The sequence below is a fragment of the Cypionkella psychrotolerans genome, from assembly GCF_001294535.1.
GTDB classification, from domain to species: domain Bacteria; phylum Pseudomonadota; class Alphaproteobacteria; order Rhodobacterales; family Rhodobacteraceae; genus Cypionkella; species Cypionkella psychrotolerans.
The window spans coordinates 18,880-38,170 of sequence record NZ_LGIC01000018.1 but is presented as its reverse complement, the minus strand read 5'-3'; the positions used below and the strand labels follow the sequence as shown (position 1 = coordinate 38,170).

At 60.9% G+C, this 19,291-nt stretch carries 18 protein-coding genes; 9 read left to right on the top strand and 9 right to left on the bottom strand.

Annotation, left to right across the window (positions count from 1 at the left end; genetic code table 11):
• The first annotated feature begins 137 nt into the window (after positions 1–137).
• Positions 138–1,751, top strand: coding sequence for a GMC family oxidoreductase (locus AKV04_RS04340; protein ID WP_054005248.1), 1,614 nt, complete (start codon positions 138–140; stop codon positions 1,749–1,751).
• A 257-nt stretch (positions 1,752–2,008) separates the two neighbouring features.
• Here AKV04_RS04340 and betC read toward each other — a convergent pair whose 3' ends face one another.
• Positions 2,009–3,517 (bottom strand): choline-sulfatase, encoded by a 1,509-nt coding sequence (gene betC / locus AKV04_RS04335; protein WP_054005247.1) that lies wholly within the window; start codon positions 3,515–3,517, stop codon positions 2,009–2,011.
• Between the two features lie 182 nt (positions 3,518–3,699).
• On the opposite strand from betC, the gene AKV04_RS04330 reads away from it, so the two are divergent.
• The 6 genes from AKV04_RS04330 (at position 3,700) to AKV04_RS04305 (ending at position 11,758) form a co-directional block, all read left to right on the top strand.
• On the top strand, positions 3,700–5,733 hold the full coding sequence (locus tag AKV04_RS04330; protein WP_054005246.1) for a CocE/NonD family hydrolase: 2,034 nt from the start codon (positions 3,700–3,702) through the stop codon (positions 5,731–5,733).
• A 105-nt stretch (positions 5,734–5,838) separates the two neighbouring features.
• Positions 5,839–7,428: an ABC transporter substrate-binding protein gene (locus AKV04_RS04325; protein ID WP_054005245.1), complete on the top strand. Its 1,590-nt coding sequence runs from the start codon at positions 5,839–5,841 to the stop codon at positions 7,426–7,428.
• A gap of 7 nt (positions 7,429–7,435) precedes the next feature.
• Entirely contained in the window at positions 7,436–8,392 is a 957-nt protein-coding gene (locus tag AKV04_RS04320; protein WP_054005244.1) for an ABC transporter permease, read from the top strand.
• Positions 8,389–9,207 (top strand): ABC transporter permease, encoded by an 819-nt coding sequence (locus tag AKV04_RS04315; protein WP_054005243.1) that lies wholly within the window; start codon positions 8,389–8,391, stop codon positions 9,205–9,207. The genes AKV04_RS04320 and AKV04_RS04315 overlap by 4 nt, the downstream gene beginning before the upstream one ends.
• A complete protein-coding gene (locus AKV04_RS04310) occupies positions 9,200–10,846 on the top strand; it encodes an ABC transporter ATP-binding protein (RefSeq protein WP_054005242.1) in 1,647 nt (548 codons plus the stop codon). The genes AKV04_RS04315 and AKV04_RS04310 overlap by 8 nt, the downstream gene beginning before the upstream one ends.
• Before the next feature lie 78 nt (positions 10,847–10,924).
• Entirely contained in the window at positions 10,925–11,758 is an 834-nt protein-coding gene (locus AKV04_RS04305; RefSeq protein ID WP_054005241.1) for an alkaline phosphatase family protein, read from the top strand.
• A 47-nt stretch (positions 11,759–11,805) separates the two neighbouring features.
• Here AKV04_RS04305 and AKV04_RS04300 read toward each other — a convergent pair whose 3' ends face one another.
• Both AKV04_RS04300 and AKV04_RS04295 read right to left on the bottom strand, forming a co-directional pair.
• Positions 11,806–12,552 carry a class II aldolase and adducin N-terminal domain-containing protein gene (locus AKV04_RS04300; protein ID WP_156317353.1) on the bottom strand — a complete coding sequence of 249 codons (747 nt, stop codon included), beginning with the start codon at positions 12,550–12,552 and terminating at the stop codon, positions 11,806–11,808.
• Entirely contained in the window at positions 12,549–13,469 is a 921-nt protein-coding gene (locus AKV04_RS04295; protein ID WP_054005239.1) for an alpha/beta hydrolase, read from the bottom strand. Before AKV04_RS04295 ends, AKV04_RS04300 begins: the two co-directional genes overlap by 4 nt.
• 179 nt (positions 13,470–13,648) lie before the next feature.
• Between AKV04_RS04295 and AKV04_RS04290 the strand changes: the two genes are divergently transcribed.
• Positions 13,649–14,083, top strand: coding sequence for a hypothetical protein (locus AKV04_RS04290; protein ID WP_054005238.1), 435 nt, complete (start codon positions 13,649–13,651; stop codon positions 14,081–14,083).
• Positions 14,084–14,214: 131 nt separating this feature from the next.
• Here the strand turns inward: AKV04_RS04290 and AKV04_RS04285 are convergent, their stop codons facing one another.
• The 5 genes from AKV04_RS04285 to AKV04_RS04265 form a co-directional block, all read right to left on the bottom strand.
• Positions 14,215–14,421 (bottom strand): cold-shock protein, encoded by a 207-nt coding sequence (locus AKV04_RS04285; protein WP_054005237.1) that lies wholly within the window; start codon positions 14,419–14,421, stop codon positions 14,215–14,217.
• Positions 14,422–14,585: 164 nt separating this feature from the next.
• Positions 14,586–14,786, bottom strand: a complete 201-nt coding sequence (locus AKV04_RS04280) for a hypothetical protein (RefSeq protein WP_054005236.1) — start codon at positions 14,784–14,786, stop codon at positions 14,586–14,588.
• Positions 14,787–14,895: 109 nt separating this feature from the next.
• Positions 14,896–15,486 (bottom strand): recombination mediator RecR, encoded by a 591-nt coding sequence (gene recR, locus AKV04_RS04275; protein ID WP_054005235.1) that lies wholly within the window; start codon positions 15,484–15,486, stop codon positions 14,896–14,898.
• Between the two features lie 15 nt (positions 15,487–15,501).
• Positions 15,502–15,846, bottom strand: coding sequence for a YbaB/EbfC family nucleoid-associated protein (locus AKV04_RS04270; protein WP_054005234.1), 345 nt, complete (start codon positions 15,844–15,846; stop codon positions 15,502–15,504).
• A 9-nt stretch (positions 15,847–15,855) separates the two neighbouring features.
• Complete coding sequence (locus AKV04_RS04265; protein ID WP_054005271.1) at positions 15,856–17,601, bottom strand: DNA polymerase III subunit gamma/tau; 1,746 nt, start codon at positions 17,599–17,601, stop codon at positions 15,856–15,858.
• An 82-nt stretch (positions 17,602–17,683) separates the two neighbouring features.
• Between AKV04_RS04265 and AKV04_RS04260 the strand changes: the two genes are divergently transcribed.
• The gene (locus tag AKV04_RS04260) at positions 17,684–18,157 is read left to right on the top strand and encodes a phosphatase domain-containing protein (protein WP_054005233.1); all 474 of its coding nucleotides are present in this window, start codon (positions 17,684–17,686) and stop codon (positions 18,155–18,157) included.
• Between the two features lie 64 nt (positions 18,158–18,221).
• Here the strand turns inward: AKV04_RS04260 and rsgA are convergent, their stop codons facing one another.
• A complete protein-coding gene (gene rsgA, locus AKV04_RS04255) occupies positions 18,222–19,238 on the bottom strand; it encodes a ribosome small subunit-dependent GTPase A (protein WP_054005232.1) in 1,017 nt (338 codons plus the stop codon).
• Positions 19,239–19,291: the final 53 nt, after the last annotated feature.

Genomic DNA, 19,291 nt, shown 5'->3' with positions numbered 1-19,291 from the left:
GATGCAAGAGTTGTGGGATGCAAGAGCGGGGCGTTTAGAAATACCGACATATTTTGTCGTATCTTGGCAAGGGGCCGCGTCATTGCCCCGTTACAAACGCAAGGCCCACCCCCCGGTGTGGCGCGAAGGGGCCGGATATGCAGGACACGGATTACATCATTGTGGGCTCAGGCTCGGCAGGCTCGGTGCTGGCCGAGCGTTTGACGGCATCGGGGAAACACAAAGTCACCGTGCTGGAAGCTGGCGGCACCGATCGGCGGTTTTTTGTGCAACTGCCGTTGGGATACGGCAAGTTGTTCTACGATCTGGCGGTGAACTGGATGTATCAGACCGAGCCTGATCCGGGACTGAACGGGCAGCGCGATCACTGGCCTCGGGGGAAACTGCTGGGGGGGTCATCGAGCATCAACGCGATGGTCTATATTCGCGGCCATAAGGACGATTACGCCGAATGGGGGGCAGAGAATCCGGGCTGGGGCTGGGACGAATGTCTGAGCGCCTATAAGGCGATGGAGGATACCGAGGCAGGCGGGGATGATTGGCGTGGCAAGGGCGGGCCGTTGTTTATCTCGGAAAACCGCAAGGGGCTGCATTGGCTGGTTGACGATTACATCAAGGCCTGCGGGCAGGCGGGGCTGGCCTATAACCGCGATTTCAACGGCGCCGAGCAGGAAGGTGCCGGCACCTATCAAATGACGATCAAGAATGCTCGGCGCAATTCGGCGGCGCGGGCGTTTTTGCGGCCTGCGATGAAGCGGTCAAACTTGCAGGTGATCACAAACGCACAGGTGACGCGGGTGCTGTTTGAAGGCAAGCGTGCGGTGGGGGTGGACTATCTGCGCGAAGGCGTGCGCTGCGCGCTGCGCTGCAATGCCGAGGTGATTTTGGCCGGGGGGGCGATCAACTCGCCGCAGTTGTTGCAACTGTCAGGCGTGGGGCCGGGGGCGTTGCTGGCGGGGCTGAATATTCCGGTATTGCTCGACAATCCGAATGTCGGCGACCATCTGAGCGACCATCAGGGCATCAACTACACATGGCGGATGAAAGTCGCGACCTACAACGATTTGCTGCGGCCGTGGTGGGGTAAGCTGTTCGTCGGCGCGCAGTATTTCCTGACCCGGGGCGGGCCGCTGGCGAAGTCGATTAACCACGCGGGCGGGTTTTTCAAGACCAGTGCCGATTTGGACCGGCCGAATATGCAGTTGTATTTGCAGGCGTTCTCGACGTTGTTGCCGAAGGCCGGGGAACGTCCCTTGCTGACGCCAGACCCATTTCCCGGCCTGTCGATCGGGCTTTCGAACTGCCGCCCGACCTCGCGCGGGCGTATCTATATCAACTCAGCCGATCCCTTGGCACATCCGGTGATCACCGCCAACGCGTTTTCAACCGATCACGATGTGGCCGAGATGCTGGCGGCGGTGAAATACCTGCGCCATATCGCGGCGCAGCCTGCTTTGGCGAGCCTGATTGCTGAAGAACTGCGCCCCGGCCCCGCTGTGCAAAGCGATGAAGATCTGATCGCCGATTTCCGCCAACGCTCTGGCACCGTCTATCACCCCAGTTGCACCGCGCGGATGGGGCGCGATGCGGCGATGTCGGTAGTGGATGCAGGGTTGAAGGTGCATGGCGTGCAAGGCCTGCGGGTGATTGATGCCAGCGCCTTCCCGAACCTGATCGCAGGCAACACCAACGCGCCCGCCATGCTGATGGGCTGGAAGGGCGCGGAGCGGGTCTTGGCCGACGCGCGCTGAACCTAAAACAGGGTGCCGCCTCGGGGCCCATCGAGGGCCCTCTCGGCGGCGCTGCCGGCGAATGGGTCTGGGGCGTTGCGTGGGATTTCAGGTTGGACGCTCCGCGGGGAGTATTTCGAAAAGAGCAACTGCATAGGATTTGCTCTTTTCGAAATACTCCCGCCGGAGGCTTCCACAGAGGAGCCGATACAGTCGTATCAGATTAAAATCCAACAGCGCCGCCACACGAATTTCGTCGTCTTTGAAATTCGCCTTGGTTACTCCCCGCGCGGGAAGCGTTTGTTGTCTTCCAGCAAGTTCAGATCCATGTGGTTGCGCATATACCGCTCGGATGCTGCACGCAGGGGTTGGTGATCCCAGGGGTAATAGGCCCCGTTGCGCAGGGCCTCGTAGACCACCCAGCGGCGGGCTTGGCTCTGGCGGACTTCGGCGTCATAGGCGGGAATGTCCCAGCGGTCTTGCGTGAGGGTTTGGAAATGGGCGAGGACTTCGGCAGCGCGGGGGTCGGCTGCCAGATTGAGGTTTTCTTCTGGGTCCGATGCGAGATCGAAAAGCTGATCGGGGTCAGCGGGGCAGTGGATGTATTTCCATGCGCCCAGACGCAGCGCGACCATGGGGGTGATGCTGCCTTCGGCGGCGTATTCCATCGCCACGGGGGTGGTGCGGGGGGTGCCTTTGGCCAGAGGCAGCAGGCTTTCGCCGTCGGTCCAGGGCATGACTTCCTCCATTGAAATCCCTGCCAGATCGCAAAGGGTTGGCGTCAGGTCGATGGTCGATACCGCCGTGTCGATGCGTTTGGGCTCAAGGCCGGGGGCGGATATCATCAGGGGGACGCGGGAGGCGCCTTCGAAGAAGTTCATTTTGAACCACAGGCCTTTGCGGCCCAGCATCTCGCCATGGTCGGAGACGAAGATCACAATGGCTTCTTGGCGGGCGGCTTCAAGGGCCTCAAAAATCTCACCGATTTTGGCATCGACGTAGGAGATATTGGCGAAATAGCCTTGGCGGGCGCGGCGGATGTGGTCTGGCGTTACTTCGAGGCCCCGCCAATCGCAGGCGTCCATCAGGCGTTGCGAATGCGGGTCCATGTCTTCGTAGGCGCGTGGTTCTGGCGGTTCCAATTCAGGTGCGTCGTTGTAAAGATCCCAGTATTTCTTGCGGGCGACGAAGGGGTCGTGCGGGTGGGTGAAGCTGGCGGTCAGGCACCATGGACGGGGATCGAGGCCGCGGGAGAGGTCGTAGATCTTCTGCACCGCTTGGTGGCAGACGTCATCATCGTATTCGAGTTGGTTGGTGATCTCGGCCACACCTGCGCCCGTGACCGAGCCCAGATTGTGATACCACCAGTCGATCCGCTCACCGGGTTTGCGGTAGTCGGGTGTCCAGCCGAAATCGGCGGGGTAGATGTCGGTGGTCAGGCGTTCCTCAAACCCGTGCATCTGGTCGGGGCCGACGAAGTGCATTTTACCTGACAAGCAGGTGTAATAGCCTGCGCGGCGCAGATGGTGGGCGTAGGTGGGAATATCCGAGGCGAATTCGGCGGCATTGTCGTAGACGCGGGTGCGGCGGGGCAGGGCACCGGACATGAAGGCGGCACGCGCAGGCGCGCAGAGCGGCGAGGCGGTATAGGCATTGGCGAAGCGCACCGAATGATCGGCGAGGCGGCGCAGATTGGGGGCGTGCAGGAAGGCGGCGGGGCCATCGTCAAACAGGGTTCCGGTCAACTGATCCACCATGACAATCAGGATATTCGGGCGGCTGGTCATGGTGGTTCCTTTGCGGTGTTCGGGGTTGCGCCAAAGTGGTGCCGCGCTTGGGTTTGCCTTGCAAGGGGGCATTTGACGCGAATGTGACATGAGGTCGCAAACGGGGTCTAAAGCGCCGCTTGAAGGACGGATTTCAACACCTTAGCGTCGCCTCATACGCGCGCAGCGCATGAGGGATCTGAATGAAAATTGTCACCGAGTTTCCCTTTGCGATTAGCGATGATCCCGACATGGGAATAGTGCTTTCCGACGGCTGCCGTTTGTCGGCGCGGGTGTGGCGGCCTGCTGGCGCGGGTCCGGTGCCTGCAGTGTTGGAATACATCCCCTACCGGAAGCGTGACGGCACTTTGCCACGCGACGAGATGATGCACGCCTATGTCGCGGGGCATGGCTATGCCTGCGTGCGGGTCGATATGCGTGGCAATGGCGATTCCGAAGGTCTGATGACGGATGAGTATACCATTCAGGAACTCGCCGATGCCTGCGAGGTGATTGAGTGGCTGGCGGCGCAGGAGTGGTGCTCGGGCGCGGTGGGGATGATGGGCAAAAGCTGGGGCGGCTTTAACTGCCTGCAGACGGCGTTTTTGCAACCCCGGGCGTTGAAGGCGGTGGTGTCGGTGTGCTCGACCACCGACCGTTTTGCCGATGATATTCACTACAAGGGCGGCTGTTTGCTGGGCGAGAATTTCGGCTGGGGGGCGGTGATGCTGTCTTATTCCAGCCGTCCCTCGGACCCGGTGCTGCGGGCTGACTGGCGCGCGGAGTGGTTGAAACGTTTGGAGAATGAGCCTTGGCTCGCGCCGCGCTGGGCCGAGATGCAAGAGAAGAACGATTACTGGAAGCATGGCTCGGTGTCCGAGGATTACAGCCGCATGACGGTTCCGGTGCTAAGCTGGGGCGGTTGGGCGGATAACTATATGAACACCGTGGCGCATCTGGTCGAGAATGTACCAGCGCCCGTGCAGGGCATTGTCGGGCCTTGGGTGCATCAATATCCGCATACGGCGGTGCCGGGGCCGGCGATTGGGTTTCTACAGGTGGCTTTGCGCTGGTGGGATCGCTGGTTGAAGGGGATTGAGAATGGCGCGGAGCATGATCCGGCCTATCGCGCCTATATGATCCATTCTGAGGCACCGGATGCATCGGCGAAGCATCGGGCGGGGCATTGGGTGGCGGAGGCGGCTTGGCCTTCGGCGCGGGTGTCGCGGGTTGTGTTGGCGCTTGGCGCTGGCGCTGGGGAGAGCGGGGCGCCCTCCCCAGACCCCTCCGGCGGCACTTTGGGCGGCAAGGTTGGGCAGGAATTCTCGGTTGCGGTTAGCACGCCGCAGCAGTTGGGGATGCACACGGGGGAGTTCTTCCCGATGGGCCTAAATGCTGAGATGCCGGGGGATCAGGCGAGCGATGATGCGTTGTCGGTGTGCTTTGATGGTACGGTTCTGAGCGCGCCGCTCGATCTGCTGGGCGCGGCGCGGTTGTCGCTGACACTGTCCAGCGATCAACCTTTGGGCTTCGTGGTGGCACGGTTGTGCGATGTAGGGCCGGATGGATCATCGGTGCGGATCGCGCATGGGATGTTGAACCTGTGTCATAGGGGTGGTATGGAAGACCCAGCGCCAATGCCTGTGGGGCAGGTGGTTGAAGTGGCGTTTGACATCGACCAGATGGCGTATCGCTTGGCTGCGGGGCATCATCTTCGCTTGGCTTTGTCCACAACTTATTGGCCGTTCCTTTGGCCCTCGCCCGAGGCTGCTATCTTGACCGTGACGGCGGGCAGCCTTGATTTGCCGGTGCATCAGGGCAGCGAAAATGAATGGACGCCGCCAAGTCCTGAAGGCGCAAAGTCGTGGGCGCATCGGGTGCTGCGCCCCGGCAAGACCACGCGCAAAATCGAAACTGACTTGATTTCGGGCACAACTGCCTTGGTGATCAGCGATGATCTGGGCGATGTGGAGAACCTCTCGCACGGGCTTTGCACCGGGGAGTCTATGACGGAACTGTGGGAAATCCACCCCGATGATCCGTTGTCGGCGCGCGCTGTGCATACTTGGGAGCAGCGGCAATCTCGGGGCGATTGGTCTGTGAAAACAAATGCTTGGGCCGAGATGACCGCCACTGCCAGCCATCTGCATCTGAAAGCCAGTCTGACCGCTTGGGAAGGCGACACCAAGGTGTTTGAACGCCACTATGACGACAAGGTGCCACGCCGATTTGTTTAACCCGCGCAGGGCAAGAATCGTTGCCAGAACGGAAATGCACGGGTTACTGATTGGGTAATCAACAAAAAACGGCCCACAAAACCGGGGCCTTCTAGGGAGACTAAAATGTCGAATGAGCTGAACTATCTACTCGCCCGTGCCGCCAAAGGTCTGATGAGCCGTCGTGAATTCGTCGGCCGTGCTGGGGCTTTGGGCGTGTCTGCGGCTTTGGCCTCGACCTTGCTCGCCTCAACTGCCCGTGCGGAAGAACCGAAAAAGGGCGGTCTGTTGCGCGCAGGGATGCAGGGAGGCGAGAGCACCAACTCGCTCGACCCAGCGCTGGCGGCCTCGGAAGTGCCTTTCGCGGTGAACATGATCTGGGGCGAAATGCTGCTGGACGTGAATGCCAAGGGCGAGCTGGATTACCGGATTGCTGAAGAAGTCTCGTCCAGCCCAGACGCGATGGAGTGGAAGTTCAAAATCCGCAAGGGCGTGGAATATCACGACGGCAAGACCGTCACCGCCGATGACGTGGTCGCCACCCTGAAACGTCACACCGATGAGAAATCGCAGTCGGGCGCTTTGGGCATTGTGAAAGATATCGTGGATATGAAGGCCGAGGGTGACATGGTCACGCTGAAGCTGAAGTCGGGCAATGCCGACTTGCCGTTCCTGATGGCGGATTACCACCTGATCATCCAGCCCGGCGGCGGTATTGATAACCCGACCGCAGGCATCGGCGCTGGTCCCTATAAGATCGTCGCCAACGAGCCGGGCGTGCGCCATACCTTCACCAAGCATGCCAATTATTTCGACAGCACCATCGGCCATGCCGATGATGTCGAGATCATTGTGATCAACGACAACACCGCCCGCACCTCGGCTTTGCAGGCCGGTCAGATCCATATGATGAACCGGGTTGATCCGAAGATTGTCGAACTGCTGAAAGGTGCGCCGGGGATTTCGATTCAAGCCGTAGCTGGCCGTGGTCACTACGTCTTCATCATGCATTGCGACAAGGCACCGTTTGACAACAACGACCTGCGGATGGCGTTGAAACTGTCGGTCAACCGGCAGGAAATGGTTGACAAGATCCTTGGCGGCTTGGGTTCGCGCGGCAACGACTTCCCGATCAACGCGGCGTATCCGCTGTTTGACGACACCATTCCGCAGCGCGAATATGATGCGGCAGCGGCGGCTGAGGCCTATAAGAAATCCGGCCATGATGGCTCGCCCATCGTGCTGCAAGTGGCGGCGGGTGCCTTCCCCGGCGCGATTGAAGCAGCCCAACTGTTCCAGCAATCGGCCAATGCGGCGGGCATCCCACTGGAAGTCAAGCGCGAGCCGGATGATGGCTATTGGTCGAACGTCTGGAACGTCGCTCCGTTCTGCGCCAGCTATTGGGGTGGCCGTCCGGTACAGGATCAGATGTATTCCACCGCTTATCTGTCGACCGCGGATTGGAACGACACCAAGTTCAAAGACCCGCATTTCGATGAGGTGCTGATCGCCGCGCGCGCCGAGTTGGACCAGACCAAGCGCAAGGCGGAATACTCGGAACTGGCAAATCTGGTGCGCGATACCGGCGGTCTGATCTGCCCGATGTTCAACGATTTCGTCGAGGCCAAACGCGAGGAAGTTGGCGGCTGGCAGTCGGACCCGAATGGCGAGTTGATGAACGGCCGCGCACTTGCCAAGTGCTGGCTGAACACCTGATCGCCGCATGCACCCGGTTGTAAAACTCGTGACCCAGCGTTTGGCGCTGGGTCTGCTGCTCATGCTGGCAGTCTCGGCGCTGATCTTTTTTGGCGTTGAGGCTTTGCCGGGCGATACCGCGCAAGCCATGCTCGGCCAATCGGCGACGCCCGAGGCTTTGGCCAACCTGCGCGAGAAAATGGGGCTGAATGAGCCGGTGCTCTGGCGCTATGGCCATTGGCTGTATGGGTTTGTCACCGGGGATATGGGCGTCGCGTTGACCAATGGCGAGGATATCGCCAAGTCGATCGGTTCGCGTCTTGGCAACACGCTGTTTCTGGCGTTCTGGGCGGCGCTGATTTCGGTGCCTTTGGCTATTTTGCTGGGGCTGCTGGCGGCCCGCTATAATGGGCGCTGGCCGGACCGGTTGATTTCCGGCGTGACGCTTGCCACCATCAGCTTGCCTGAGTTTGTGGCGGGCTATCTGGTGCTGTATTTCCTTGCCGTGAAACTGCAACTGTTCCCCGCCATGTCGATGGTGTTCCCCGGCATGGGGGTGTTTGAGCGGTTGCAGGCGATCATCCTGCCCGTCATCGTTTTGGTGATGGTGGTGCTGGCGCATATGATGCGGATGACGCGCGCGGCCATTCTGAACGTGATGCAATCGGCCTATATTGAGACGGCGGAGCTGAAGGGCCTCTCGCCGCTGACGGTGATCTGGCGGCACGCGTTTCCGAACGCCATCGCGCCCGTGGTTAACGTGGTGATGCTGAACTTGGCCTATCTGGTGGTGGGCGTGGTTGTGGTTGAGGTGGTGTTTGTCTATCCCGGCATGGGGCAGTATCTGGTCGATCACGTCACCAAGCGCGACCTGCCGGTGGTGCAGGCCTGTGGAATGATCTTTGCCGCCGTTTACATCGGGCTGAACATTCTCGCCGATGTGGTGTCTATCCTTGCCAACCCAAGATTGAGGCACCCGAAATGAGGCGTATTCCGCTTTCCGCCCTGCTCGGTCTCATCCTGACCGGGGGCTTTTTCTTCGTTGCCATCTTCGCGCAACTGATCGCGCCCTATAAGATGGATGAACTGGTCGGCGGCGTCTGGGACCCGATCTCGGCGGCACACTGGCTGGGCACTGATTCGATTGGCCGCGATCTGCTGACGCGGATGATCTACGGCGCGCAGGTGACGATTTTCGTCGCCACGTGTTCGACGATCCTGTCGTTTGTCACCGGATCGGTGTTGGGCTTTCTGGCGGCAACCGCTGGCGGCTGGGTGGACCAAGCTTTGTCGCGGTTCATAGATTTGATCATGGCGATCCCGACGCTGATCTTGTCGTTGGTGATCCTGACGGCGGTGGATGTGACCACGCTGAACCTGATCCTGGTGATGGGGTTTCTGGATGCGACGCGGGTGTTCCGTCTGTCGCGCGCGGTGGCCGTGGATATTACCGTGATGGATTACGTTGAAGCGGCGCGGTTGCGCGGGGAAAAGCAGGGCTGGATCATCTTCTCGGAAATTCTGCCCAACGCCTTGTCGCCTTTGGTGGCGGAACTCGGACTGCGCTTTATCTTCGCGGTGCTGTTCATCTCGACCCTGTCGTTCCTTGGCCTTGGCGTGCAGCCCCCCTTGGCTGATTGGGGCGGCTTGGTGAAGGAAAACTCCGCTGGTCTGGTTTACGGCATCCCGGCGGCCTTGGCCCCGGCGATTGCGATTGCGGCACTGGCGATCTCGGTGAACTTGGTGGCGGATTGGGTGCTGTCGCGCACCACCAGCTTGAAAGGCGGTCGCGGTGCTTGATCAAGCGAAACCCAGCCTGTTGGAAATCAAGAACCTGCGGATCGAAGCGACCTCGTATCCGCCCGGCGAGGCGCCGCGCAAAGTCGTGCTGGTCGATGATGTGTCGGTGGCAGTCGAGCAGGGCAAAGTGCTGGGGCTGATCGGCGAATCCGGCGCGGGCAAATCAACCATCGGGCTGTCGGCGATGGCCTTTGCGCGGGGCGGTGCGCGTCTAGCAGGCGGGCAAATTCTGCTGAACGGCCGCGATATTCGCAGTGCTGGCCCGAGTGATCTGCGGTCTTTGCGTGGTCGGGAAGTCACCTATGTTGCTCAGTCGGCTGCGGCGGCGTTCAATCCGGCCAAGCGGCTGATGGAGCAGGTGATTGAAACCTCGCTGCACCACAAGCTGATGACCCGCGCCGAGGCCGAGGCCCGCGCGGTCGATCTGTTCCGCAAACTCGGCCTGCCCAACCCGGAAACCTTCGGCACCCGCTACCCGCACCAAGTCTCGGGCGGCCAGTTGCAGCGCGCGATGACGGCGATGGCTTTGTGCCCGAAGCCTGACCTGGTGGTGTTTGACGAGCCGACCACCGCGCTGGATGTGACGACGCAAATCGACGTGCTGGTGGCGATCAAAGCCGCGATCCGCGATACCGGGGTGGCGGCTTTGTATATCACCCACGATCTCGCGGTGGTGGCACAGGTCGCCGATGATATCCTCGTGCTGCGCGGCGGCAAGAAGGTCGAATACGGTACGACCGATCAGATTATCAACGCGCCCCAGCAGGCCTATACGCAGGCGTTGGTTTCGGTGCGCTCGATTGACCACGTTGAAAAAGCCGACACCGCCCCGGTGCTGTCGGTCGCCAATATCACCGCCCGCTACAGAGGCACCAATTTTGACGTGCTGAAGAATGTCACCGTCGATCTGTCGGCTGGCCAAACCCTCGCCGTGGTGGGGGAAAGCGGTTCGGGCAAATCCACCCTTGCCCGTGTGATCACTGGCCTTTTGCCAACAGCGCAAGGTCGCATCACCTTCGCAGGCCGCATTTTGTCGCCCGATCTGGCCAGCCGCTCAAAGGATGATCTGCGCGAATTGCAGATGATCTACCAAATGGCGGATACCGCAATGAACCCGCGCCAGACCGTTGGCACCATCATCGGGCGACCCCTAGAGTTTTACTTCGGCCTGAAAGGCGACGCCAAGCGCAAGCGCATCCAAGAACTGCTGGAAGAAATCGAAATGGGCGCGGGCTTTATCGACCGCTACCCAGCCGAGCTTTCCGGCGGCCAAAAACAGCGCGTCTGCATCGCTCGCGCCTTGGCGGCCAAGCCCAAGTTGATCATTTGCGATGAGGTGACTTCGGCGCTGGACCCGCTGGTCGCCGATGGCATCCTGAAGCTGCTGCTGTCCTTACAAGCCCGCGAAGGCGTCGCCTATCTGTTCATCACCCACGACCTTGCAACGGTGAAAGCCATCGCCGACAAAATTGCGGTGATGTATCGCGGCCAAGTCGTGCGCTATGGCAGCAAAACCGACGTGCTTACGCCGCCGTTCGACGATTACACTGACCTCTTGCTGTCCTCGGTGCCCGAGATGAAACTCGGCTGGCTGGAAGAGGTGCTCGCCTCGCGCAAAATGGAAAGCGGCGGCAACTAAAGCCCGAACCAAGGCTTTCACATTGGCCCAAATATCCCCGCCGGAGGCTTCGACAGCTCCGTCGGGCCGGAGTTATAAATGCGTAAACTGCTGCTGATCATCCTCGACGGCGTCCCCTATCGCAACTGGCGCCGCTTGTTTGGCAATCTTGAGGGCTGGGTCGCGCAAGGCGAGGCCCGGGTGTGGCGGATGCGGTCGGTGCTGCCCTCCACCTCCGGCTCCTGCTATGCCTCGATCCACACTGGCACCCCGCCGCAGGTGCATGGCATCTGGGGCAACGGGTTGCGGCGTCGGTTGGAATTGCCGGATGTGTTCTCGGAAATCTCCAAGGCTGGCGGCAAAACCGGGGCGGTGACGCACAGCTTCTGGTCGGAATTCTTCAACCGCTATCCGTTCGATCTGGTCCGCGACATTGAATATGATGAACCCGATGGTCCGATCAGCCATGGTCGTTTCCACACCATGAGCGGAGATACCAGCTACAACCAAATGACCCCTTCCGATGTCGATCTGTTCGCCACTTTGACCCGGCTGTGTCTGGTCAAAGGCATCGACTACGGCATTTTGCACACCTGCACACTCGACAGCCTCGGCCATCGGTTCTTTCACGATTGCGAGGAAATGGACGACGCCTGTTACCGGATGGATGAAATGCTGGCCACATTTCTGCATCAATGGCGCAGCGCGGGCTATGAGGTGATCGTCACCGCCGACCACGGCCAAGACGAACGTGGTCACCACGGCGGCACCGGCGCGTTGCAGCAGGAATTCGCGTTCTACTACTTCGGCGAGTCTGAAATGCCGGGGCCCGATACCGTGCTGGACCAGTTGGCGTTGGCGCCGTCGATCCTGACCCGGATGGGGGCGCCGGTTCCGCCCAGTATGAAGGCGAAACCGTTCTTCACCGCCTAGCCGATTTTCGCGCGAAAATCGTCACGGAATTCGCGCGAATTCCGGCCTTAGCTGGCGTAGCTCGCGCCGTCTTCATCCAGTAATGCCTTAACCTCCCGCAGATGTGCCTCGGCATAGCCGGGGTAGCTGTCCCATTCGCCAGCGGTTTTCTCGGCCACCGCATCAGACAGGATCCGCAACTCGCGCCCGGTTTGCAAAGCGCGAATATACGTCTCAGCCGCGCGCTCAAAATAGGTCAGGCGGTTGAACGCATCGGCGACCGATTGACCGATGATCAGCACGCCGTGGTTGCCCATGATCATCGTGGTGATCTTTGGGTCGGCCAAAAGCTGCACGCAGCGGGCGGCTTCTTCCTCAAACGCCATGCCGCCGTAATCAGCATCCACCACTTGCCGCCCGAAGAACATTGCCGAGTTTTGGTCGATCGGGGGCAGATAACTATCCGCCAAGCTGGCCAGAACGGTGGCATGGATCGAATGCACATGCATCACGCAGCGCGCATGGGGCAAAGCGCGATGGATGCTGCCGTGTAGGCCCCAAGCGGTGGGATCGGGTGCATCCGGGCGGTTCATCGTGGAGGGATCGTTGGCGTCGATTTCCAGCAGGCTCGACGCAGAGATCCGGCCAAAGTGCCGCATGTTTGGGTTCATCAGGAACTTGCTGCCTTCGGGGTTCACCGCCAAACTGAAGTGGTTTGATACCGCCTCATGCAGGTTCAGCTTGACGCTCCAGCGGAAGGCCGCCGCCATATCGACGCGCTCGGCCCAGTGGGTGATATTGGCATGTGCGTTCATTTGATCTCTCCATAGGGCCAATTGCCTTGCGCCAAAGCGCTGATAGCGTTGCAAATTTCAGTGAAGGATGCCGCTGCCCGAGGCACCGTCACCCGTGCGCGCAAATAGCCATGCACCATCCCCGGCGCGGTAAATGATACGGCGCGCCCGCCAGCGGCCCGGATCGCCGTGGCATAGTCATGTGCATCATCGGCGAGCGGATCACATTCGGCAGCAATCGCGACGGTCGGCGGCAGTCCAGCAAAATCGGTATCCTGCAAGGGGGCGACGGTTGCATCGCCCAATACCTCAACCCCGCCATGTCGGATGCCCGCGTAGAAGTCCACATCCGCCAGCGTCAGCATTGGCGCGAAGGCGTGGGTCTGATAGCTGCCCTTGCTGCGATCGCCACCCAACCCCGGATAGATCAACACCTGCCCCAGAATCCGCGCCTCGCGTCGCAGGGCATGGCTGACCGAAGCCGCGAGATTACCGCCTGCGGAATCCCCCACCAGCACCAGCGGCCCCGGCAAGGCTTGCACCACCGCGCACGCGTCCTCAAACCCCGCCGGATGCAGATGTTCGGGCGACAAGCGGTAATCCACCGCCACCACCTGCAAGCCGGTTGCCGCGCGAATATCGGCGCAGACATCGTCATGGCTGTGCAAGCCGCCCACCACATAGCCGCCGCCATGCAGATAAACCACCGTGGGGGCTGCCCCCGGATAGACCCGACACGGCACGCCTGAGATCGCGCGATCTTGCGCCACCACTCCCGCCGGATAGCCGCGATGAAACTGCGCGCACATCGCATCATAAATCCGCCGTTGATCGGCAATCGTCAGGCTGGCGGTGTCCGGCGGATAGGACACCTCGCTATCGCGAATAAAGCCCCAAGTGGCGGCGTCGATAAGGCTTTGGTAATCTGGCGCTGGCATGATGAGCGAAATCCCGGTGCATTTGGGGGATCATGACGGGCAAAGCCTGCGGGTTCAACGCCCAATCTTCGCCACAATTCACCAAAGAACGTCTCATTGCCCGCCCAATTTCGCCGCAACTGTCGCCTAAAGTTAAACAATCAAGACGCAGACCGCCTACCATGTTTAGGGGAACAATCGTGCAAGTCATTCGGTCACTAGAACAGCACAGCGCCTCACCGGTCGGGCTTGGCATCCGGGTGATGTTGGTCAGCCAAGGCCAAGACGGCAACCCACTGCCACACCGCCTTGCCGGTCTTGGGGGCAAGGTGGAAATGACCGATGATCTGTTCGTGGGCCTAGAAGCGGTGATCGAAGATCCGGCAGGCTATGGGCTGTGCGTGATTGACTGTGATGCGTTTGGCGGGCTTGCGGCGGGTCGCCGTGCCCATGCGCTGCTGATCGACGTGGCGCGGCGGGTGCCGGTTATTCTGCTCTCAAAAGACTGCACCGCGCAGGAATTCCCTGAGGAACGCGGTGAGGCTGTGGTATTGCGCGCGCCCACCTCGGGCATCTCGCTGCGGGTGGGTTTTGAACATGCGCTGCGCGACCGGCTCGCCATGCGCCTGATGTGAGTTTTCGATCAAAAGAATCCTGATTGTCGATGGCGATCAGGGTCTGTGCTGTAATACAAAAGGGGCGCATCTGGGATGCGCCCCTTTCAAATCTCAATCAGCCCCTGACTTTAAGGTTAGAGGCTTTCGGTTCAGGCCAGCGCCAGATTGGTCGCCGATTCGCGGCCATCGCGACCCGCTTCGATGTCGAAGGTGACCGGCTGGCCATCTTTCAGCGAGCGCAGACCAGCACGCTCCAGCGCCGAGATGTGCACGAACACGTCCTTCTTGCCGCCTTCCGGGGCGATAAAGCCGAAGCCTTTTGTTTCATTGAACCATTTCACGGTGCCCTTAGCCATCGTGATGTCTCCCTTAGCAGTGCCGCCCGCGAGATTGCGGCGGCTTGGCGCAGTCAGCCTTTGTCGAATGCTGTGGCCGAAATCGGAGACAGAGATCGCAGAGAGTCAACGTCGCACTCTTTGATAGGGGCGACTCTGGCCACAGATCAAGAAAAAATTACGCGCTAGGCGTGTTCCGTCCGGTGCAACTCGACCGCTTTGCGGCGGGGCCACATCGCGCATCCGAGCAGCAAAGCGGCGACAGCGCAGCCAATACCGCTCCACAACCCTAGGGCCGTCATCCAGCTGACGTTCAATGCCACCAAGCTGAACAGAGCCGAGAAAAATCCCAGCATTCCGCCTGCAATCATTGAAACAATGGCCATAGCGCCCTCCGGTTTTCGGTTAACCCAGTTAAGAGCCGGAATATGGCGGGAATACGGCGAAAGCGCGGTATGGTTGTGAAGCAGGCTTAAGCTTGGGCGAGAAACGCCGTTAAAAGCTGCGGCGCGCCCGCAGCGCCGCGCCAATCGTACCATCGTCGAGATAGTTCAACTCGCCACCAATCGGCACGCCCTGCGCCAATGAGGTGATCTGCACGCCCAGCCCGGCCAGCGCATCGGCGATGTAATGCGCCGTCGTCTGGCCATCCACCGTGGCATTCAGCGCCAGAATAACCTCCGTCGCACCCGCCGCACGGTCCACCAAACGAGGGATGCCCAATTCTTCCGGCCCAATCGCATCCAGCGCCGAAAGCGTGCCGCCCAGCACATGATAGCGGCCCTTGAACGCCCCGCCGCGTTCCATCGCCCAAAGGTCCGAGACATCCTCGACCACACAAATCTCACCATTGGCGCGGGTCGCGTCGCTGCAAATCGGGCAGATTTCAGCCGTGCCGATATTGCCGCAAATGGTGCAATCCTTTGCCGTCAGCGCCACCGTCGCCATCGCCTGCGCCAAGGGGGCCATCAACGCTCCCCGCTTTTTCAGCAGCGCCAACACCGCCCGACGCGCCGACCGAGGCCCCAGCCCCGGCAGCCGCGCCATCAGTTCGATCAGCGTTTCAATGTCACGGGATTGCTCCATTCAGGCAGGGTCCTCTCAGATCGGCAGCTTGAAATCCGCAGGCAGGCCAAGCGCTTGCGTCATTTTCTGCATCTCAACCATGTTGCGAGCTTGCCCCTTGTTCTGCGCATCTTTGATCGCCGCAAGGATCAGATCTTCGACCACTTCCTTTTCCGAAGCGACCAAAATCGACGGGTCAATATCCAGCCCCGTGACCTCGCCCTTGCAGGTGGCACGTGCCTTGACCAACCCCGCGCCGGCCTCACCGATCACCACGGTGCGCGCCATTTCTTCTTGCAGCTCGGCCATCTTGCCCTGCATTTCCTGCGCAGCTTTCATCATCTTGGCCATATCGCCAATGCCGCCCAAACCTTTTAGCATGTTCGCTCCTTAGTCGTCTTCAAACGGATCAAATTCATCTTCCACTTCCGGCAAAGCCTCGATCGCGGCACTCGCCGCCATCGCCTCTGCCGTCCTGATTTCGGTAATCTGCGCCCCCGGAAACGCCAGCATCACCGCCTGTACCAAGGGGTTGCCCATCGCCTCGGCCTTGGCAGCATTAGAGGCCGCATCGCGCTCCTCGGCCAGCGTCGCAGCACCGCCGGTGTTGACCACCGACACACCCCAACGCGCGCCCGTCCAGCCTTGCAGCCGCTGGCTAAGTCGTGCCGCGAGATCGGGCTTCGCCCCCGGAGCCGGTTCAAACTCGATCCGCCCCGGCGCGTACTTCGCCAGTTTGACGCCTTCCTCAACCTCAACCAACAACCGCATGTCGCGCTTTTCACGGATCAATTCAATGACTTGCGCGAAGCTGGCATAGACCACCAACTGGCTTTCCGCCACGGCCAAAGCCTGCCCGCCCTGCATGGTCGGTCCCCGCATCGGCGCAGAGGGCGCCATCCGCAGCGCGCCATGCACCATGCCACCGCCGCCACCAGCCGGAGCCCCCCCGGTCGGTCGCGTAGGCGCACTTTGCGACATCAGCTTTTTCACCAAAGTCTCGGGGTCGGGCAAATCCGCCACATGGGTCAGCCGGATCACCGCCATCTCGGCCGCCATCATTGCATTCGGCGCAAGGGTGACTTCCTCCAATGCTTTCAATAGCATCTGCCACATCCGCGTCAGCACCCGCATTGGCAACACGGCGGCCATCGCCAGCCCGCGTTCGCGTTCATCCTGCGGCGTGGTCGGATCTTCGGCGGCTTCGGGCGTGATCTTGATCACCGAAACCCAATGGGTGATCTCGGCCAGATCGCGCAGAACCGCCATCGGGTCGGCCCCGTGGGCATATTGCCCAGACAGTTCCGCCAAAGCTGCGGCAGCCTCACCTTTCATAATCAAATCAAACAGATCAAGCACCCGGCCGCGATCCGCCAGCCCGAGCATCGCCCGCACCTGATCGGCGGTGGTCTCGCCAGCCCCATTCGAAATCGCCTGATCCAGCAGCGAGGTCGCATCCCGCGCCGAGCCTTCCGCCGCTCGCGCAATCAGCGCCAAAGCGCCATCGGTAATCTGCGCGCCCTCCGCCAAAGCGATCTTGCGCATCAAAGCCATCTGCACCTCCGGCTCGATCCGCTTCAGATCAAACCGCTGGCACCGGCTAAGAACCGTCACCGGAACCTTGCGAATTTCCGTGGTGGCAAAGATGAATTTCACATGCGCCGGAGGCTCTTCCAACGTCTTCAACAGCGCGTTGAACGCCGCGTTGGACAGCATATGCACTTCGTCGATGATATAGATCTTATACCGCGCCGAAGCCGCCCGATAATGCACAGAATCAATGACTTCACGCATGTCATTCACGCCGGTGCGCGAGGCCGCATCCATCTCCATCACATCGACATGACGGCCCTCGGCAATCGCCACGCAAGGCTCACACACCCCACAAGGCTCAGTCGTAGGCCCGCCTTTGCCGTCTGGGCCGACGCAATTCAACCCTTTGGCAATGATCCGCGCTGTGGTGGTTTTACCGGTGCCCCTGATCCCGGTCATCATGAACGCATGCGCAATCCGGTCCGCCGCGAAGGCGTTCTTCAGCGTGCGCACCATCGCCTCTTGACCGACCAGATCGGCAAAGGTCGCGGGGCGGTATTTGCGGGCCAAAACCTGATAGGTTTGCGGCGTGGTTTCGGTCATCATACCTCAGAGAACATGCGGGCGGATTCGGGTCGCGCCAGACTACGGCGCGCGCGGCGAAACGTAAACCAAAGAGGAACAGATGCGGCTGACAATCGCAGAGCTGGCGGTGGGGCAGGGGGTCTTAGGCATCAGCCCATGCCCCGGACGGGCGGGGTTCTACGAGGCCGATTTGATCGCGATCCAGCATTGGCATCCGGCGCTCGTGGTCAGCTTGGTGAGCGCCGAGGAACTTTCTCGCACAGCCCTCGGCCTTGGCGCAGACCTGTCGCACTTCGGCATCCAATGGGCGCATTTGCCCACCGCAGATTATGACACCCCAAGCACAGGCTGGGCCGAAATTTCTGCGCTCGCCCATAGCAAACTGGCAAAAGGCCACAAAGTCCTGCTGCATTGCATGGGCGGCTGCGGCAGATCCGGCACCGCCGCGCTGCGCCTGATGGTCGAGGCCGGAGAAGCCGCCGATCCCGCGCTCAATCGCCTCCGTCAAGTCCGCCCCTGTGCGGTGGAAACGCCCGAGCAATTCCTGTGGGCCAGCCAGGCCGCTTTAATTTAACTCAAATTTGCATTCATACTGGCAAAAATACTCCGGGGGCTTGGGGGCTGGCCCCCAATCAAAGCTAACCCCCAGGCCGCCGCTTTGCCGCTGATTTCTTGGTATATTTCCCCGCCGCCCGCACCTTAGACACCTGCATCGCCGATGAATTAGCCTTCTCCTCCGCCCCCAGTTTCCGCCAACTGTCCAACCTTCGCGCATCGACCACACCCGCTTTGATCGCCGCCTGCACCGCACAACCCGGCTCGACCGTATGTTTGCAATCACGGAACCGACAGCCCGCCGCCAGATCAATCAGATCGGAAAACAGCATATCAATACCATCGGCCACATCGGTCAGCTGCAACTCGCGCACCCCCGGTGTGTCGATCAGCCAGCCGCCTGCGGGCAAAGCCAAAAGATAGCGCGAGGTCGTCGTGTGCCGCCCCTTGGCGTCATCCTCGCGAACCGGGCCAACCTCCAATGCCCCACCGGTCAAGCTGTTGGCCAAAGTAGATTTTCCCACGCCGGATGAGCCCAACAAAACCACGGTCTGCCCCGCACGGCACCATGGGTCGAGCACTGAAAGATCGCCGGATTTGGCGTTCAACGCCACCACCGCCATGCCCGCCGACAGCCCCTCTGCCCGCGCGATGTAAGGCGCAGCTTCGGCCATATCCGCCTTGGTCAGCACCACCACTGGCGTGATCCCGGCAGAATGCGCCAGCACCAGATAGCGCTCCAACCGCGCCTCGTTGAAATCGGCGTTGCACGAGGTGACCACGAACATCGTATCGACATTGGCGGCGATCAGTTGCGCCACCGTCCCGGTTCCCGCCGCGCGGCGTTGCAACAGGCTAATGCGGTCGAGCACCCGGCCCACCCGAGGGCCATCCGCCAGCACCCAATCCCCCACCGCCATCCCAGCCACCGACAGCGTTGGCGGGCAGAGCAATTCCACCGCTCCCGAAGCCGTCAAAGCCTGCACCCTTGCCCGATGCAGCGAGCTAAGCCGCGCAGGCACAAACCCCGCATCTTCCTCGGTCAGCTGTTCAGAGAAATGGTCAGACCAGCCCAAATCGGGCAGCGTAAAATCAGGCAAACGGCATCCTTTTCGGCCCCAATCGGGCAATCGACAGCTTACGCGCGCAAGGC

What these genes read in the sequence shown, in the direction of transcription:
- AKV04_RS04315 (WP_054005243.1), top strand. Translation starts at nt 8,389, where the DNA reads ATGAGGCGTATTCCGCTTTCCGCCCTGCTCGGTCTCATCCTGACCGGG.
- AKV04_RS04330 (WP_054005246.1), top strand. Translation starts at nt 3,700, where the DNA reads ATGAAAATTGTCACCGAGTTTCCCTTTGCGATTAGCGATGATCCCGAC.
- AKV04_RS04340 (WP_054005248.1), top strand. Translation starts at nt 138, where the DNA reads ATGCAGGACACGGATTACATCATTGTGGGCTCAGGCTCGGCAGGCTCG.
- AKV04_RS04265 (WP_054005271.1), bottom strand. Translation starts at nt 17,601, where the DNA reads ATGACCGAAACCACGCCGCAAACCTATCAGGTTTTGGCCCGCAAATAC.
- AKV04_RS04260 (WP_054005233.1), top strand. Translation starts at nt 17,684, where the DNA reads ATGCGGCTGACAATCGCAGAGCTGGCGGTGGGGCAGGGGGTCTTAGGC.
- AKV04_RS04295 (WP_054005239.1), bottom strand. Translation starts at nt 13,469, where the DNA reads ATGCCAGCGCCAGATTACCAAAGCCTTATCGACGCCGCCACTTGGGGC.
- AKV04_RS04280 (WP_054005236.1), bottom strand. Translation starts at nt 14,786, where the DNA reads ATGGCCATTGTTTCAATGATTGCAGGCGGAATGCTGGGATTTTTCTCG.
- recR (WP_054005235.1), bottom strand. Translation starts at nt 15,486, where the DNA reads ATGGAGCAATCCCGTGACATTGAAACGCTGATCGAACTGATGGCGCGG.
- AKV04_RS04270 (WP_054005234.1), bottom strand. Translation starts at nt 15,846, where the DNA reads ATGCTAAAAGGTTTGGGCGGCATTGGCGATATGGCCAAGATGATGAAA.
- AKV04_RS04325 (WP_054005245.1), top strand. Translation starts at nt 5,839, where the DNA reads ATGTCGAATGAGCTGAACTATCTACTCGCCCGTGCCGCCAAAGGTCTG.
- betC (WP_054005247.1), bottom strand. Translation starts at nt 3,517, where the DNA reads ATGACCAGCCGCCCGAATATCCTGATTGTCATGGTGGATCAGTTGACC.
- AKV04_RS04320 (WP_054005244.1), top strand. Translation starts at nt 7,436, where the DNA reads ATGCACCCGGTTGTAAAACTCGTGACCCAGCGTTTGGCGCTGGGTCTG.
- AKV04_RS04285 (WP_054005237.1), bottom strand. Translation starts at nt 14,421, where the DNA reads ATGGCTAAGGGCACCGTGAAATGGTTCAATGAAACAAAAGGCTTCGGC.
- AKV04_RS04300 (WP_156317353.1), bottom strand. Translation starts at nt 12,552, where the DNA reads ATGAACGCACATGCCAATATCACCCACTGGGCCGAGCGCGTCGATATG.
- AKV04_RS04305 (WP_054005241.1), top strand. Translation starts at nt 10,925, where the DNA reads ATGCGTAAACTGCTGCTGATCATCCTCGACGGCGTCCCCTATCGCAAC.